Source organism: Parabacteroides leei, assembly GCF_023369805.1.
GTDB lineage: Bacteria > Bacteroidota > Bacteroidia > Bacteroidales > Tannerellaceae > Parabacteroides > Parabacteroides leei.
On sequence record NZ_JAMBQG010000002.1, the window covers coordinates 206,072 to 220,382 of the forward strand.

Sequence of the window (14,311 nt, forward strand, 5' to 3'; positions counted from 1 at the left end):
GAACACAACGTTTTAACTTCTATTTAGAACCTATATCCTGCAGGTGTATTTCCAGCGCCTTAACGGAAATATTTATTTCCCAGATACATACACATAGTGATGCGGCTAAAAGTAATAGGGCGATTCCGAATATCCATGCCGCGATAATTTGCCATGAAATATAGATGAAGAACATGGAAATTACACAAAGCAGCAGACTGAGTATACCGAGTATTTGCATGGAGCGGGTCAGATAAAGCCGTTTACGAAGGTTGGCTATCTGTGCAAAATCTTTCGGATCGTGCGATTGCTGATGCTTTTCTTTTAATGCCCGCACAACACTGGCATACGACAGGAAGCGGTTGGTATAAGCCAGCAATATGAGTGATATGGCTGAAAATAGAAGTGACGGGGTAGTTAGATCCAACATAATTAATAATGTATTTATACTATTATAACCTGCAAATATCGTAAATAGTTTGTTGTTTTGTATCTTTGTCTGCCATAAAGAGGTGAGATTATGTTATGTAAAACGCGCGGGATTGTCCTGCATGCTATTCCATACAACGATAAATATTCTATTATATATATGTATACGGAGGCTTTCGGACGGGCTTCTTATCTGGTGGCACGCAACCGGGGAAAGAAATCGACCGTGTCTAAAGCGCTGTTTATGCCGCTGTCCGTTTTGGAGATGGAGGTGGAGCATCTGAATAAACGTGACCTGCACCGTATCCGTGAGACGAAGTTATGCTATCCTCTGACCGAACTGTTCTGTAATCCGGTGAAGAACGTATTGGCTCTGTTCCTTTCCGAGGTATTATTCCGGGTAGTGAAGGATACGGAACCGGATCCACGGCTTTTTAATTATCTCTATGAATCGATACATCTGCTGGAATACGCAGATAAGGGAGTCGCTAACTTTCATCTGGTATTCCTGCTTCGTCTGCTTCATTATCTGGGAATTTATCCGAATGCCGATTCTTTTTCTTCGGGCTGCTATTTCGATATGCAGAACGGTGTTTTTATAGACCGTATCCCTATGCACCGGCATTATTTAAACCGGGAGGAGAGTCAGGTCTTTGCTCGTTTATTGAAAATCAGTTTCGAAAATATGTCGCTTTATTCTTTTTCCCGGCAGGACAGGGTCGGAGTAATCAACCGTATTGTTGAATATTACCGCTTGCATTTACCGGAATTCCCGGAAATAAAATCCCTATCGGTGATGCAAAGTCTTTTTGATTGATCAGATTACCGCCTGAATACTTGCCAGTTTAAGGAAAAGATTATACTTTTGCCGCACTTATGTAAAAGTTGGTCTTGTAGTTCAATGGATAGAATAGAAGTTTCCTAAACTTTAGATCCGGGTTCGATTCCCGGCGAGACTACAAAATAAAGGGCTGTATTGATACGAATGCTTCAGATACAGTCCTTCTCTTACTTAACCAGTACTAAAGTCCATTCCGGACTTTCTCCTTTTTTGCTTATTTCATAAATATATACTTTGGATATAGCCTGTGATACGTTCCTATTTAAGGATGTAGATGAGGCTTAAACCGGCTTTGGTGGGGCCAAAGTAATTCCTGTGGCCCTCTTTGATCTTAGTGCCACATTTGCCACAGGAATATTTATCATAATCCAGATAAGCATAGCCTACGCCGATCGTAGCTTCTATGCTCAGCCGTTTATTTAGTATCCACTGGTAACCGTATGAAACTCCGGCACCGTAGAGGTTGCCTTGATAACGGTGGTCTTTCAATCCCAGCATTTTGATGCCGCCAACGTTGTATTCGGCATAATGTGCATGAAGTCCGAAAAAGTGTCCGTTAAATCGCTCGCACGTCCAGAAGCGTAGTTCGGGTTGAACCAGCCAGTGTTTGAGCTTTTTGCTATCGGAAAATGTCCATGGATTGTAATTTCCCGACAAGTCAAGTGTGAATTTATCGGATAATCCTATTTCGAACCCCAGATTTGGGGTTGTAGTCGCCCAATATAATGCGTTTGTCTTGATGGCAAAAGCCGGTAAATGGTTCTTATTCTCTTTTACTTGTGCTGTCATGCCGCTGACAAATGCATAGATAATGCATATTATCAATATTCCTCTTCTCATTGTACTTTTTACTCACAAATTGTTAAAACTCTCAGAAGAATCGCCCTTGTCCGGTAACGTTTTAATAATCCAGTGTTTACCATTTAGGTGTCTTTCTCTCTTTTGAATTAAAACAAGCCTGATTAAGATAAGTTTTGGAAAGTATGTAGAATAATATATTTTGACATAAAATTTAGCTTCGATGATACTCTTTAAGGTTAAAAGGGTTCAAAAGTGACATAATCATCGCCTAAATAACCGGATAATTCATCAAAGTATATGCGCAGATTGTCAAATATGACGTAGTCTCCATTGGAATATTCCATATAGATAGATCCATAGTAGTCATCGTCCCATTCCCAATAGAAATCATATTTAAATTCTTTGAAATCACCGGGGATATCGCTGTTATGGCGAATAATGCTTTCTTCTCCTCTGCCATCACTATGGAAAATAAGTCGTTGCTCGCAATAGTATCCGTCGACATCATGATACTCGTCCCACCATCCGGCGTTATTACAAAGAATATATTCCGGATTATCTATAGGATCGAGTGGTTTGTCCACACAACTATTAAATCCGCAGAGTATGGCCAATAGTAATATCAGGTTGAATATATTCTTTTTCATAACGGTTACATTTTATGGGACAAATATAGTCTTTTGTGTTCAAAGTATAATCTTATTACAACAATGTTTGTTTTTAAGGATTAGAAAAAGGTGAAACCAAATGACAGGTTCGACCGTAAGGGCGGTTCGCGAACCGCCCCTACCAACGACACTACATTCAAATCTGACAATAATTGAATCTTTATATTTCTATATCCGGCAATTCATTTTCTACTGTTTCTTCCCATTTCCCATTATCCCCTATCGTTAACTGGAATGTGTTATCCGGTTCATCCGTTTTGGGTGGGGTGTATAAAATTCCGGTATAGCGGATTGTTTTATTTCGGATGGGGAGGATGTTAGTGACGGTTCGTTTACGCATGACATTGTTACTTACGTCCGTAGAAATGAGGGTTGCCGATATTTTTGTTTCTCCTTCGGGAATAAAAGAGAGGAACGAGTGAGATGTGTTGGATTGCAACTTCTCTTCCTGCGTGAACTGATGAACACGTTGGTACAGACCGAAAGAGCTAATCCCTTTCCCTGTTCTAATATTGAAGCGCTCCGGATAATTCTCGACAGATAATTCAAATGTCTCGATCTCATCCGGTACAGGATCAGATGCACAGAATTCTATCCTTCCGATGATCCGTTCCAGGGATATAAATTCGCTGGTTGTTTCATTAAGGCCGGTAATGAAAGAGCCTGAATGATAGAAAGTGTCCGAAACTTCATCGAAAGAAAAGATATTTTCTGAAAATGCAGCTTCTTTCGAACTATGGGCCAGAAAACAAACCTGATAGTTTCCTGCCGGTAAGGTGTCGTAAACAATACCGAAATCCTCCCCTGAGTCTATCTTATAAGTAATATGTCGAATCGGTTCTTCCGGTTTTTCTCGGTTGAACACTACATATTCTATACGGGAACACAGATCACCCACTTCTTTTTCCGGACTTTCTTCGTCGGGTATTTCCGGTTCGGGGATCGTGTTAGGCGGCATACTGCGAGTAGGGGAGAATGGAAGCACCTCTTTTTGTAGTTGAACACTAAATTGCACCGGAAATAAATTCTGTACAATTTCAATTTCGTCCGAAGCCGGACTACTGCAGCCTGTCAGACAAATGATGCAGGCTAATGCATACAAGTCTTTCTTTTTCATAGCAAAGGAATTGTTAATGATAAAATCTACACAAAGAAAATACTTATTTCGGAATTTAGAAAATATTAAGGAGATAACTTATGGATTTGCAGGGAACTTTCCTAGTTTTGTAGAAAACAGACTCAATGTAATAACCTTAAAATTAAAAGAAAATGGCGCGTCCTGTAACATTATGTACCCTGCAATGGGGTGACTTACCTCTGGAAACAGTTTGTGAAAAAGCGAAGGCTTTCGGGTATGACGGATTGGAACTGGGTTTACCCAATCATCTCGATGTTCGCCGTACGGATCAGGCTTATTATGACGGTATAAAAGAATTGCTGGCCAAATACGACCTGAAGCTTTTCTGTATTTCCATCCATCTGATCAGCCAGGCGGTTTGCGATAATATCGATCAACGGCATAAAGCGGTACTTCCCGATTGTATCTGGGGAGACGGTGAGCCGGAAGGCGTACGTCAGCGTGCAGCGGAATATATGGTACAAACGGCCCGTGCAGCCAAAGCATTAGGTATCGATGTGGTTGCCGGATTTACGGGTAGTCCCATCTGGCATTGGCTTTACTCTTTTCCTCCCGTTACGGATCAGATGATTGAAGACGGTTATGCTGATTTTGCACGCCGTTTCATCCCGATCATGGATGAATATCAGAAGTTGGGCATTCGCTATGGTCTGGAAGTTCATCCTACGGAAATAGCATTCGATACTTATTCTGCCCGTAAGGCACTCGATGCATTGAATAATCATCCGGCTTTCGGCTTCAACTACGATCCGAGCCATCTGGGTTATCAGGGAGTAGATTATGTGGACTTTATCAATCAGTTCCCCGACCGTATTTTCCATGTACATATGAAAGATGTCTACTGGAGCGATACCCCGAAACAGATCGGTGTATTCGGAGGACATTCCACTTTTGGGGATTCCCGCCGTTACTGGAATTTCCGTAGTATGGGACGTGGTAAGATCTGCTTTGAAGAAATAATCCGTGCCCTGAACGATATCAATTACCAGGGGCCGCTATCGGTAGAGTGGGAAGACAGCGCAATGGATCGTGAGCATGGTGCCCGCGAGTCTTGCGAGTTCGTAAAGCGAGTGGATTTCCAACCTTCGGGGCATGCGTTTGATGCATTCTTTGAGAAGAAGTAATAAATGATTGACTAGTCCTAAATAACTGTAACGGTTATTTAGGACTAGTCATCCAATCTGTATTTATTTGGTTTCGTGTCACCTGTCACGCCTTGTAACTATATGTGTGTCAGCTTTATCATGTGACACGTTTCTGTGAAGGCTATAAATATCTCCGATTTTGCTGTATTCTCCTCGTATCCTCTTCTGATCTGTATAGGTCGGACAATTTGTATTGCTCTTTCCTACCCATTGCCTGCAACTAAAGTTTTAGTATAGGAAGGCTAAGCCTCAGGCTCCTGATAATTAATGTTTTTCCTCCTTGATTTTGTAAAAGTAAGGTATGCTTTACAAAAATGTAAGGCTGGCCTTCTATATTAGTAAGGCATGCCTTACATTTACGTAAGGCTAACATTACATTTTTAAAAGTGTGGAGAAAAAGTATTATTTGTCGTGATGTAAAACCTTAGCTTTCCTATACTAATTGCTTAGTCCGTTAGAACAAGAAATCAGAGGAAGCAAAAGGGTGTTTTTTTTACTTCTTATGTAAAGTCGTGATAGAAAAATGACAAAACAGAGGTGAAGGCTAGTGTGAAAGCAAAAAGTAGACTGGTGTCACTGTTGTTGGCTGTAAATCAACTATATATGCTGTATGTGAAAGGTGAAGGGGGAGCTGCGAAAACATACTGTAAGGCGGATATAGTGGTGAAATGAGCGATAAAAGATCTGCTTGCGGCATCGCTCTAATAAGAACTATGTGCCTATACATTATTATATATAGCAAAAAAGAGAAATGTGAGGAAAATGAAGATTTGATAATTTGAAGATTGTGATATAGTCTTTGAAATATAAAGGAAGACATAAAAAATGAATGGCTACTGAAAACGTTCCTTTTTTATCGTCAGCAAAATTACATATAAGTTTTGAATCTGCAATTTAAATCAAAAAATAATTTCCAACTGTATATGCTTTCTTATCAACATAATACCAAAGCGAGTACGAATATTTAGTTTTTAACGACCAACCCATCTCTTCTTCCTAATGAATGGCTAGAAAAAAGGAACGTTTAATCTCGTCATTCAGTTGAAGACGATCTTTAAACCTCTTTCAAACGGGCTTTTTAAGTAACACTATTATTAATATTAAATTTTAAATTATGAACAAAAAGTTTTCTACGCTAATGGCCGGTTTATTGCTGGCAGGAGGTGTGTTTACTGCAAATGCACAGAAGGACTCGAAGGAGATGCCTCGTTCTGCAGCTTTTGTTGGTAGAGACATTGTTGAATTAGGTCAGGTTGGCGAAGGTTCCGACACCTATAAAAGCAATGGCTTTTACCAATTAAGCTTTGAGAAGGGGGACAGCGTACTTGCTATGTTGTGGGATGCTACCAATGGCAAATACAGATTGATGGCTCGCGAACTGAAGAAAGCGAACACTCCGTTGGATAACACTTTGTGGCAGGTTTCTGCTAGCTGGGACAAGACATCAGGTACAATTAACTACGTATTCGTAAACAAAGCAACATTACTTCCTTTACAGGTTGGCATTCCAGATAGCCTGAACGTTGGACGTGATGCCTTTATCGAAGGTTCTGTAACCAATTGGGTTTGGAATCAGAATGTAAAGAGAATGGGTACAAGTGCTCTGAGATCAACTGTCAATGTATCCGAATCTGTATGTTTGACATTGAAGAGCGATACCGTACAGGTAATGAGCTTCCATTCGGACACAACAGCTTATCCGTTTGCAAGTGCACTTAAAGTGAAACCGGTAGAAGCCGGTCGTGTGATCCTGACAGCTGACCAGATCAACTCTAAATTAGCGAATGTAACAGGAACAGAAGGAACTCATGTTGAGTTTACTTTTGATCCGGAAGTTAAGAATCCGATTGCGGAAAATGCAAAGAATATTTTGACTGATATGGCTTGGGTTGCCAGAGGTTGGAGTTGGGAATTGCAAGCTGATAGTACTTTGGCTAAGGGCAAAGGATTTGAAGTCCCTGACTTTAAGAATTTTGCTACTAAAGATACTTTAATTGCTGACAGTACTCTGGTTCAATTCATCCCTTATCTGGATTATCAGAAAAATGGAGTAGACTTGAAAAAAGTAAGAGTATTGATGGTGGATACCGCTTATTATGATGATGCAATGAATAATAAGTACAATCTGAAATTGGCCGCAAAGACACTTGCGAAGCAAAAAGATAACTACCCAGGTGCAGATTTGGATACTATCCTTCCGAATAAGAAACCTGTAGCTTATGCAACCTTCCAGGATCAGTCATTATTTAAAGTAATTTACGAACCGACTTATGATCGCGTTATGCTTCAGGCTAAGCAGGTTACGTTTATTGCAAAAGATTCTTTGGCTAAAAAACAAACTTGGGCTCTTCAAAAACAAGCTGCCGACAGTCTTAAATATGACGGATTTGTTGCTGCTTCCAAGTTAGACACTGCTTCTTTACATACTGATACAGTTGCTTATAACCCAATCAAGAGTAACATGATTAAATTGGTTTATCTGACTCCTGATCACTCCGAATTGACAGTGGATGTTCCTGATTCTGTTGATGTTAAGGCTGAGGATAAAGGCTATAATGGTGCTCTTACAACAATCAAGATGAATGGAACTAAGAATTTTGGTCAGTGGACATATGCTAATATTCCGGCAGGTTTCTATTATATCCAGAATGCAAAGGAAAAATCAACAGCTTTGATTCCTGCAAATGGATGGGCCTATATGGATTTAACAGCAACAAACAACTCTAATAATGGAAATGTTGTTTATTCTGCTGAAAAATTTGAAACAATGCCTTCTGCTCAATGGTATATCTCAGGTAATGCCGGTTACTTTACTATAAACAACCGTGAATCAGAAAAAGTATGGTCTACACAGTACTGGTATGCAGTGAAAGATGCAGCAGGTAATAATATTCCTAATGTGTATACTAACTATGGAACATCTGGTAGCGCTGGTATTGGTACTATATCTAAAGATACAATTCGTTTGGTGGAAGTTCCGGTTAATGTTTTGAAAGATGCATTTAATGGATATCTGAATCTTACTCAGGCTGAAGCAAAAGCCGATACTTCTGTATTTACATTTAAATATGTGACTCCGTTGAATGTAGATCTAGGTCTAACCATGGGGAGCGACTCTGTTCTGGTAATGAAAGACGGTGAAGCTATGAACTTTAAGCTGGAAAGAGTTACTAAGGATGATACTGAGTATGGTATTAAGTCTGCTTTGTCAAGAGTTCTTTATTACATCTATTCAGATGAAGTAAGCAGTAACTCAACTGAAACTACCGGTTACCACAACAGAAAATATGTAGTATTGGAAGGTGGTAAATACAGATTGGCCAACATACTTGTAAAGGATAATGCAGATGGAACAACAGCTTTTGAAAGTGGTGAATTCGATAGAGCTCAGTTCTATGTAAAGGAAATCGGTGAAGTTGGAAAGAACTATGTATTGGTTGATCCGAGACTACAGAATCTGTCTACTACAAATCAGGGTGCTATTGCTGAAGGTGTAAGAATGGCAATGGATCAGACAGCTTTGACTATGCGTGCTAACGCTCTTCCTTCAGTAGCTGAAAATGTTTATACAAACAGCTTATTGAACATTGTGAAAGCAGCTGCCGGTAACTATGTATCCGATTTGGCTTATGGTGATACTGTAACAGTATTCTCTAACGATTATCCAGAAGTGGTAATGTATGAAAATGAGGGTTTGTTGGCAATGTCTTCTCTGGAAGTAGGTCGTACTTACAACACTGCAATGTTTGTTGATACAGCAAATGTAAGAAACAACACAGCTAAACCTCAGTATATGTTCGTACTTCGTCCAGAATTCGATCCTAACTGTAATTATCCAACCCATGTACACCATGCAGTGGAAGGTGATTACCTGATGCATTTGACAGATTCTGCAGCCGTAGATGCTAAATACACTTGGGAAAACAGAAAGTTCGCTCGTTTAGGATTCATTCCTGCCCGTCACGAAGGTGATATCCTGACAGTGAAGAGCACAGGTGATGAAATCAACCTGTCTGACAATTCAAAAGATCAGTATTGCACATTTGCTTTGCGTTATGTAGATACAACTCGTGATGCATTCTATCTGGAAACATTGATGAAGAAAGGCACTCCTGGTGATAAACATAACAATGAAATACCTGATCAGAAGGGTTGGGTAAGATGGCACAATGGTGTACCTGTAGTAGTAGATGATTTGTCTCAGGCTGGTAAGTTCAACTTCGAAGCAACATCTGATTCTCCTGTATCAAACGAAACTATCGGTACATCTACTATCAGCGTAGTAGCAACCAACGGTGGTGTAATCGTTAAGGGTGCAGAAGGTAAGAAGGTTGTAATCAGCAACGTACTTGGTCAGACAATTGCAAATACTGTAATCACATCAAGCGAAGCTACAATCGCAGCACCTGCAGGTGTAGTTTATGTAAAGGTTGATGGTGAAGCTGCAGTTCCTGCAATCGTAAAATAAATAGCTTAGATTTTTAAATAATCAATAAATTTAAATTGGCTGCGTGGTTCTGGAAGTAGCCAAGTACCCTGCGACGGGCGAAAAAGCGGTCAGTATTAATACTAAAGTAATGAAATAAAGTTCTTCTGTTCGATCTCTGTGAAGAGCAAAAACAGACAAAACAAAGCTCCGGAGATTTGTCTTCGGAGCTTTAATTCCTGAGCATTAGTACTTCATGTGAATCAGTACTTAAATCCTGATTCCGGGTATATTAAAAATGGGAGAGATAATTAACAGAATAATAATATTTTAAACAACTGAATCGGATAGTAAATACAACTACTGATCCGCATTAAATTATGAATAGACATCAGACAATTGTTTTATTGGTCATGTTTACAACAGGGTGTACGGCTCCGCGTTCATTTATACCGCAGAGAATCGAAGAAGAAACCGCTCAGGAACGCATTCAACTGTCGCGTATACAATCAGTTCCTCAGCTACAGGTGGATGCCTTGTCGGTTTATGGTCGGATGATTGAATACTTTGTAAATCCAGATGAAATGATCCTTATGGAGAAAACATCAGAAACACAGCAGACCGTGGCACACTGCTTTAGTGCTGCTCTTTCTTTTAAACCGGGTAACACAGCGTTACTTTCGGCTTACAGCGGTAACCGGATAGAACTGGAACGTCTGAACCGTGAACTGGGTCTTCTTATGGCAGATGCCGGAGAGGGAATAGAAACGATCTGCATTACCGGTTATGCCTCGCCTGACGGCACAACGGAACGTAATGAAGAACTGGCAGCCGGACGTGCCTTGCATTTTAGTAATTATCTGAGCCGGAAACTGGCTATACCCCGGCAGAAGATCACTGTCGGAACCTGCCAGGAAGACTGGGAAGGATTACAACGACTAACGAAGGATGCCCATAAGCCGTATGCAGCAGAGGTTGCGGCCATCCTGACCCAAAATACTGAACCTGATGCCCGGCGTAAAGCCCTGAAGGCACTCGATAAGGGGCGCGTTTGGAAAGATATGGAGCAAACGCTGTTTGCCCGCTTACGGCGGATGGAACTTGAGGTGAGTTGTCTGGTTCGTGAACCAATCCCGGAAGATGAGAATAGCGGTGGGAAAAATGCCATAGACCTGAATCGCCTGCTGGCTCTGTTCAACAACCGTCCGGAGCAACTTTCACTGGATGAACTACTGATGGTCGGTCAGGTGTTTCGCCCCGGTACGGAACAGTTTCGTGAAGTCTACGAACAGGCAGCTTATCGTTTTCCGGACTGTGTCTCCGCCCAATTGAATGCCGGAGCCGCCGCCCTAGCCGCCGCGGATATCGAGGCGGCACGCTTCTTTCTCGGACGGATAGAGAGCGACCCGTGTGCATGGATCGACCTGGGGATACTCTCACTTATGGAGGGTGACATGGGCGGAGCTGCCGACTGGTTCCGTAAGGCATTGCCAGTGAGGCCGATACTGGCACGAACCAATTTGGAATTACTGAAAAGAATGGAAACCTCCCGGCTAAAGGGAAATTAATCATGCGAATAAGTAGTTAAGTCTGGATGTTCATCTGACCTTATAATCAATAAATTAAAATGGACTGTGTGTGGTTTTGTATAAGCCAAGTACCTCGTGAGGGCGAACAAGCAGTCAGTATTAATATTAAAGTAATGAAATAGAGTTCTTCTGTTCGATCTCTGTGAAGAACAAAAACAGATAAAAGTAAGTTACCTCGGCTTTAGGGTCGGGGTAGCTTTATTTCTATATATCATTTATCACCTCATAACTTTTCTTTATAAGCTTCGGATGGATTTTCGCCATAAATAATTAACTTTGCAGTTGGTTGAAAAGTAAAAACTAAAGTATGAAGAAAATTAGAGCCGCCATCGTTGGATATGGCAACATTGGAAAGTATGTGTTAGAGGCCCTGGAAGCTGCTCCCGATTTTGAAGTGGCAGGTGTTGTACGTCGTAATCCGAATGACGTACCGGACGAACTGAAAGCTTATACTGTGACTGACAGTATCACTAAGTTAGATAAAGTAGACGTTGCTGTTCTTGCAACTCCTACCCGCAGCGTAGAGACATACGCAAAAGAAATTCTTTCATTAGGTATCAATACGGTAGATAGCTTCGATATCCATGGAGGTATCGTAGACCTGCGCCGTTCGCTGGATGCTGTGGCTAAAGCACATAATACGGTTGCTGTTATTTCTGCCGGATGGGATCCGGGTAGCGACTCTGTTGTGCGTGCCCTGTTGGAAGCAATGGTTCCGAAAGGAATTACTTATACAAACTTCGGCCCGGGCATGAGTATGGGACATACGGTTGCCGTAAAAGCGATCGAAGGAGTGAAAGCTGCTTTGTCGATGACAATACCGATGGGTACAGGCGTTCACCGCCGTATGGTTTATATCGAAGTGAAAGACGGTTACGATTTCAAGCAGGTAGCTGCGGCTATCAAAGCCGACGATTATTTCGCACATGACGAAACACATGTAATGCAGGTGGAATGTGTAGACAATTTATTGGATATGGGACACGGTGTAAATCTGGTCCGCAAAGGTGTATCGGGCAAGACGCAGAACCAGTTGGTTGAATTCGATATGAAGATCAACAACCCGGCTCTTACGGCCCAGATTCTGGTAGCTGTTGCCCGTGCAAGCTTTAAACAGCAGCCGGGTGCTTACACTATGATCGAACTGCCGGTGATCGATATGATCTGCGGCGAAAGAGAAGACTTGATCAGACGACTTGTTTAATACAAAAAATATGCTCGACTTTATTACCTGGACGGCTGACCCCGCCATCTTTTCCATAGGTTCACGCGAAATACGCTGGTACGGACTTGCTTTTGCTATCGGTTTCTGGATTGGTTACACCATCGTGAGCCGTATGTGGAAAAATGAGAAACTTCCTCCTGCATGGATCGATTCCCTGCTTATTTATACCATGGTAGGAACTGTGGTCGGCGCCCGGTTAGGACACTGCCTCTTTTATGATCCCGGATATTATCTGGCCAATCCGATTGAGATTTTCAAGGTTTGGGAAGGAGGACTGGCCAGTCATGGCGGTACGTTAGGTATTGTTATTGCCATCTACTTTTATTCCAAACGCATTACCCATAAGAGTATGCTTTGGACATTCGACAAATTGGTTGTCCCCACCGGATTGGTTGCGGCTATGATCCGTCTGGGTAACCTGATGAACCATGAGATATACGGTCATCCGACCGATCTTCCCTGGGGATTCCGTTTTATTGAAAATCTGCATGCCTGGAAGATGGGAGCAGAGCCGATCTTTACGGTACCCAGCCATCCGACACAGTTATATGAGGCTTTATGCTATCTGGTTACCTTCGGGATTTGTATGTGGCTTTACTTCATAAAAAAAGAATGGAAGCGGGAAGGCCTTATTTTCGGAGTCTTCATGATCTGTGTATTCGGTTCGCGTATTTTCATCGAGTTCTTGAAGAATAACCAGGAAGCTTTCGAAGACAGTATGATGTTGAATATGGGGCAGTGGCTCAGCATTCCTTTTGTTCTGGCCGGTTGTTGGTTTGTCTGGAGAGCAATGACAAGAAAACCGAATAATTATGAGGAATTAAAAATAAAAAAGTAAGTAATGTACAAACTAAAAGAAATAGCAGATAAGGTATATTATGTAGGAGTCAACGACCGTCAGAAGGCCCTCTTCGAAAATATGTGGCCACTGCCGTACGGTGTTTCCTACAATTCATATTTGATTGTGGACGAAAAGACTGTATTGGTTGATACAGTGGATGTTTGCTACTCTGATATATTTTTGAAAAAAATAGCGGATGCTCTGGATGGTCGTACACTCGACTATCTGATCGTGAACCATATGGAACCCGATCATGCCGGAAGTATCCGCCTGCTGCGCCAGCAATATCCGGATGTGAAGATCATTGGAAACAAGCAGACATTCGGTATGCTGGACGGATATCATGGTATTACTACAGGACTTCACGAAGTAAAAGAAGGTGATACGCTCGACATCGGGCGTCATCAGCTTTCTTTCTACATGGCACCGATGGTACACTGGCCGGAAGTGATGGTGACTTACGACTCGACAGATAAACTGTTATTTTCAGCCGATGCTTTCGGTACATACGGCACATTGGATGGCGGTGTGATCGATGAAGAAATGAATGTAGATCATTACTGGGAAGAAATGATCCGTTATTATTCCAATATTGTCGGTAAATATGGAAATCCGGTGCAACGTGCTTTACAGAAACTTTCTACTTTAGGAATTGAAACGATCTGTTCGACTCATGGCCCTGTATGGCGTAAATATGCCAAAAAGGCGATTGAAATATATGACCGTTTGAGTCGGTATGAAGGAGAAGACGGTGTTGTTGTTATCTATGGCAGCATGTATGGCAATACGGAACAGATGGCGGAAGCGATCGCTTCGTCTCTGTCTGCTCATGGTGTGAAAAACATTGTATTGCACAATGTCAGCAAAAGTCCTGCTTCCTATATACTGAAAGATGTATTCAAATATAAAGGTCTTATTATCGGTAGTCCGACTTATTCAAATAGCCTGTTCCCCGAAGTGGAAGCCGTGTTGAGTAAGATCGAAATGCGTGAGGTGAAAAATCGCTTGTATGGCTATTTCGGCTCCTTTACTTGGGCCGGTGCCGCAGTTAAGCGTTTGACAGCTTTCGGTGAAAAGATGAAATGGGAAACCGTTGGTACGCCTGTTGAACAAAAACAGGGTATGAAAGCCGATAAGTATGAAGAATGCTGGGCTTTGGGCGAAGCAATGGCGAAACAGTTGACAGTTAAAGAAAAGTAGATCTAAAAAAACTATTAATAACCTAATCA

The 14,311-nt window shown here is 41.6% G+C and carries 11 protein-coding genes and 1 tRNA gene; 8 read left to right on the forward strand and 4 right to left on the reverse strand.

Features of this window, described 5'->3' with window-relative positions:
• Positions 1 to 19: 19 nt before the first annotated feature.
• Entirely contained in the window at positions 20 to 409 is a 390-nt protein-coding gene (locus tag M1P97_RS04580) for a DUF2721 domain-containing protein (protein ID WP_129729740.1), read from the reverse strand.
• A gap of 90 nt (positions 410 to 499) precedes the next feature.
• Between M1P97_RS04580 and recO the strand changes: the two genes are divergently transcribed.
• Complete coding sequence (recO, locus tag M1P97_RS04585; protein ID WP_075555991.1) at positions 500 to 1,225, forward strand: DNA repair protein RecO; 726 nt, start codon at positions 500 to 502, stop codon at positions 1,223 to 1,225.
• A gap of 70 nt (positions 1,226 to 1,295) precedes the next feature.
• Positions 1,296 to 1,367, forward strand: a tRNA-Arg gene (locus M1P97_RS04590).
• 140 nt (positions 1,368 to 1,507) lie between these two features.
• Here M1P97_RS04590 and M1P97_RS04595 read toward each other — a convergent pair.
• The 3 genes from M1P97_RS04595 to M1P97_RS04605 all read right to left on the reverse strand — a co-directional run bounded on the left by M1P97_RS04595 (position 1,508) and on the right by M1P97_RS04605 (position 3,835).
• A complete protein-coding gene (locus tag M1P97_RS04595; protein WP_195374129.1) occupies positions 1,508 to 2,089 on the reverse strand; it encodes a DUF3575 domain-containing protein in 582 nt (193 codons plus the stop codon).
• A gap of 197 nt (positions 2,090 to 2,286) precedes the next feature.
• The gene (locus M1P97_RS04600; protein WP_195374130.1) at positions 2,287 to 2,697 is read right to left on the reverse strand and encodes a hypothetical protein; all 411 of its coding nucleotides are present in this window, start codon (positions 2,695 to 2,697) and stop codon (positions 2,287 to 2,289) included.
• Between the two features lie 181 nt (positions 2,698 to 2,878).
• Complete coding sequence (locus M1P97_RS04605; RefSeq protein WP_195374131.1) at positions 2,879 to 3,835, reverse strand: hypothetical protein; 957 nt, start codon at positions 3,833 to 3,835, stop codon at positions 2,879 to 2,881.
• A 152-nt stretch (positions 3,836 to 3,987) separates the two neighbouring features.
• On the opposite strand from M1P97_RS04605, the gene M1P97_RS04610 reads away from it, so the two are divergent.
• The 6 genes from M1P97_RS04610 to M1P97_RS04635 all read left to right on the forward strand — a co-directional run bounded on the left by M1P97_RS04610 (position 3,988) and on the right by M1P97_RS04635 (position 14,282).
• Positions 3,988 to 4,980: a sugar phosphate isomerase/epimerase family protein gene (locus M1P97_RS04610; protein WP_249388513.1), complete on the forward strand. Its 993-nt coding sequence runs from the start codon at positions 3,988 to 3,990 to the stop codon at positions 4,978 to 4,980.
• 1,135 nt (positions 4,981 to 6,115) lie between these two features.
• Positions 6,116 to 9,469 (forward strand): DUF6383 domain-containing protein, encoded by a 3,354-nt coding sequence (locus tag M1P97_RS04615; RefSeq protein WP_249388514.1) that lies wholly within the window; start codon positions 6,116 to 6,118, stop codon positions 9,467 to 9,469.
• A 338-nt stretch (positions 9,470 to 9,807) separates the two neighbouring features.
• Positions 9,808 to 10,995, forward strand: a complete 1,188-nt coding sequence (locus M1P97_RS04620) for an OmpA family protein (RefSeq protein WP_249388515.1) — start codon at positions 9,808 to 9,810, stop codon at positions 10,993 to 10,995.
• A gap of 328 nt (positions 10,996 to 11,323) precedes the next feature.
• Positions 11,324 to 12,220 (forward strand): diaminopimelate dehydrogenase, encoded by an 897-nt coding sequence (locus M1P97_RS04625; protein WP_075556003.1) that lies wholly within the window; start codon positions 11,324 to 11,326, stop codon positions 12,218 to 12,220.
• A 10-nt stretch (positions 12,221 to 12,230) separates the two neighbouring features.
• Positions 12,231 to 13,079 carry a prolipoprotein diacylglyceryl transferase gene (gene lgt, locus M1P97_RS04630; protein ID WP_195374135.1) on the forward strand — a complete coding sequence of 283 codons (849 nt, stop codon included), beginning with the start codon at positions 12,231 to 12,233 and terminating at the stop codon, positions 13,077 to 13,079.
• A 3-nt stretch (positions 13,080 to 13,082) separates the two neighbouring features.
• Positions 13,083 to 14,282 (forward strand): FprA family A-type flavoprotein, encoded by a 1,200-nt coding sequence (locus tag M1P97_RS04635; protein WP_195374136.1) that lies wholly within the window; start codon positions 13,083 to 13,085, stop codon positions 14,280 to 14,282.
• Positions 14,283 to 14,311 lie beyond the last annotated feature (29 nt).

Coding starts and splice junctions, on each gene's coding strand:
- M1P97_RS04580 (WP_129729740.1), bottom strand. CDS start 409: ATGTTGGATCTAACTACCCCGTCACTTCTATTTTCAGCCATATCACTC.
- recO (WP_075555991.1), top strand. CDS start 500: ATGTTATGTAAAACGCGCGGGATTGTCCTGCATGCTATTCCATACAAC.
- M1P97_RS04595 (WP_195374129.1), bottom strand. CDS start 2,089: ATGAGAAGAGGAATATTGATAATATGCATTATCTATGCATTTGTCAGC.
- M1P97_RS04600 (WP_195374130.1), bottom strand. CDS start 2,697: ATGAAAAAGAATATATTCAACCTGATATTACTATTGGCCATACTCTGC.
- M1P97_RS04605 (WP_195374131.1), bottom strand. CDS start 3,835: ATGAAAAAGAAAGACTTGTATGCATTAGCCTGCATCATTTGTCTGACA.
- M1P97_RS04610 (WP_249388513.1), top strand. CDS start 3,988: ATGGCGCGTCCTGTAACATTATGTACCCTGCAATGGGGTGACTTACCT.
- M1P97_RS04615 (WP_249388514.1), top strand. CDS start 6,116: ATGAACAAAAAGTTTTCTACGCTAATGGCCGGTTTATTGCTGGCAGGA.
- M1P97_RS04620 (WP_249388515.1), top strand. CDS start 9,808: ATGAATAGACATCAGACAATTGTTTTATTGGTCATGTTTACAACAGGG.
- M1P97_RS04625 (WP_075556003.1), top strand. CDS start 11,324: ATGAAGAAAATTAGAGCCGCCATCGTTGGATATGGCAACATTGGAAAG.
- lgt (WP_195374135.1), top strand. CDS start 12,231: ATGCTCGACTTTATTACCTGGACGGCTGACCCCGCCATCTTTTCCATA.
- M1P97_RS04635 (WP_195374136.1), top strand. CDS start 13,083: ATGTACAAACTAAAAGAAATAGCAGATAAGGTATATTATGTAGGAGTC.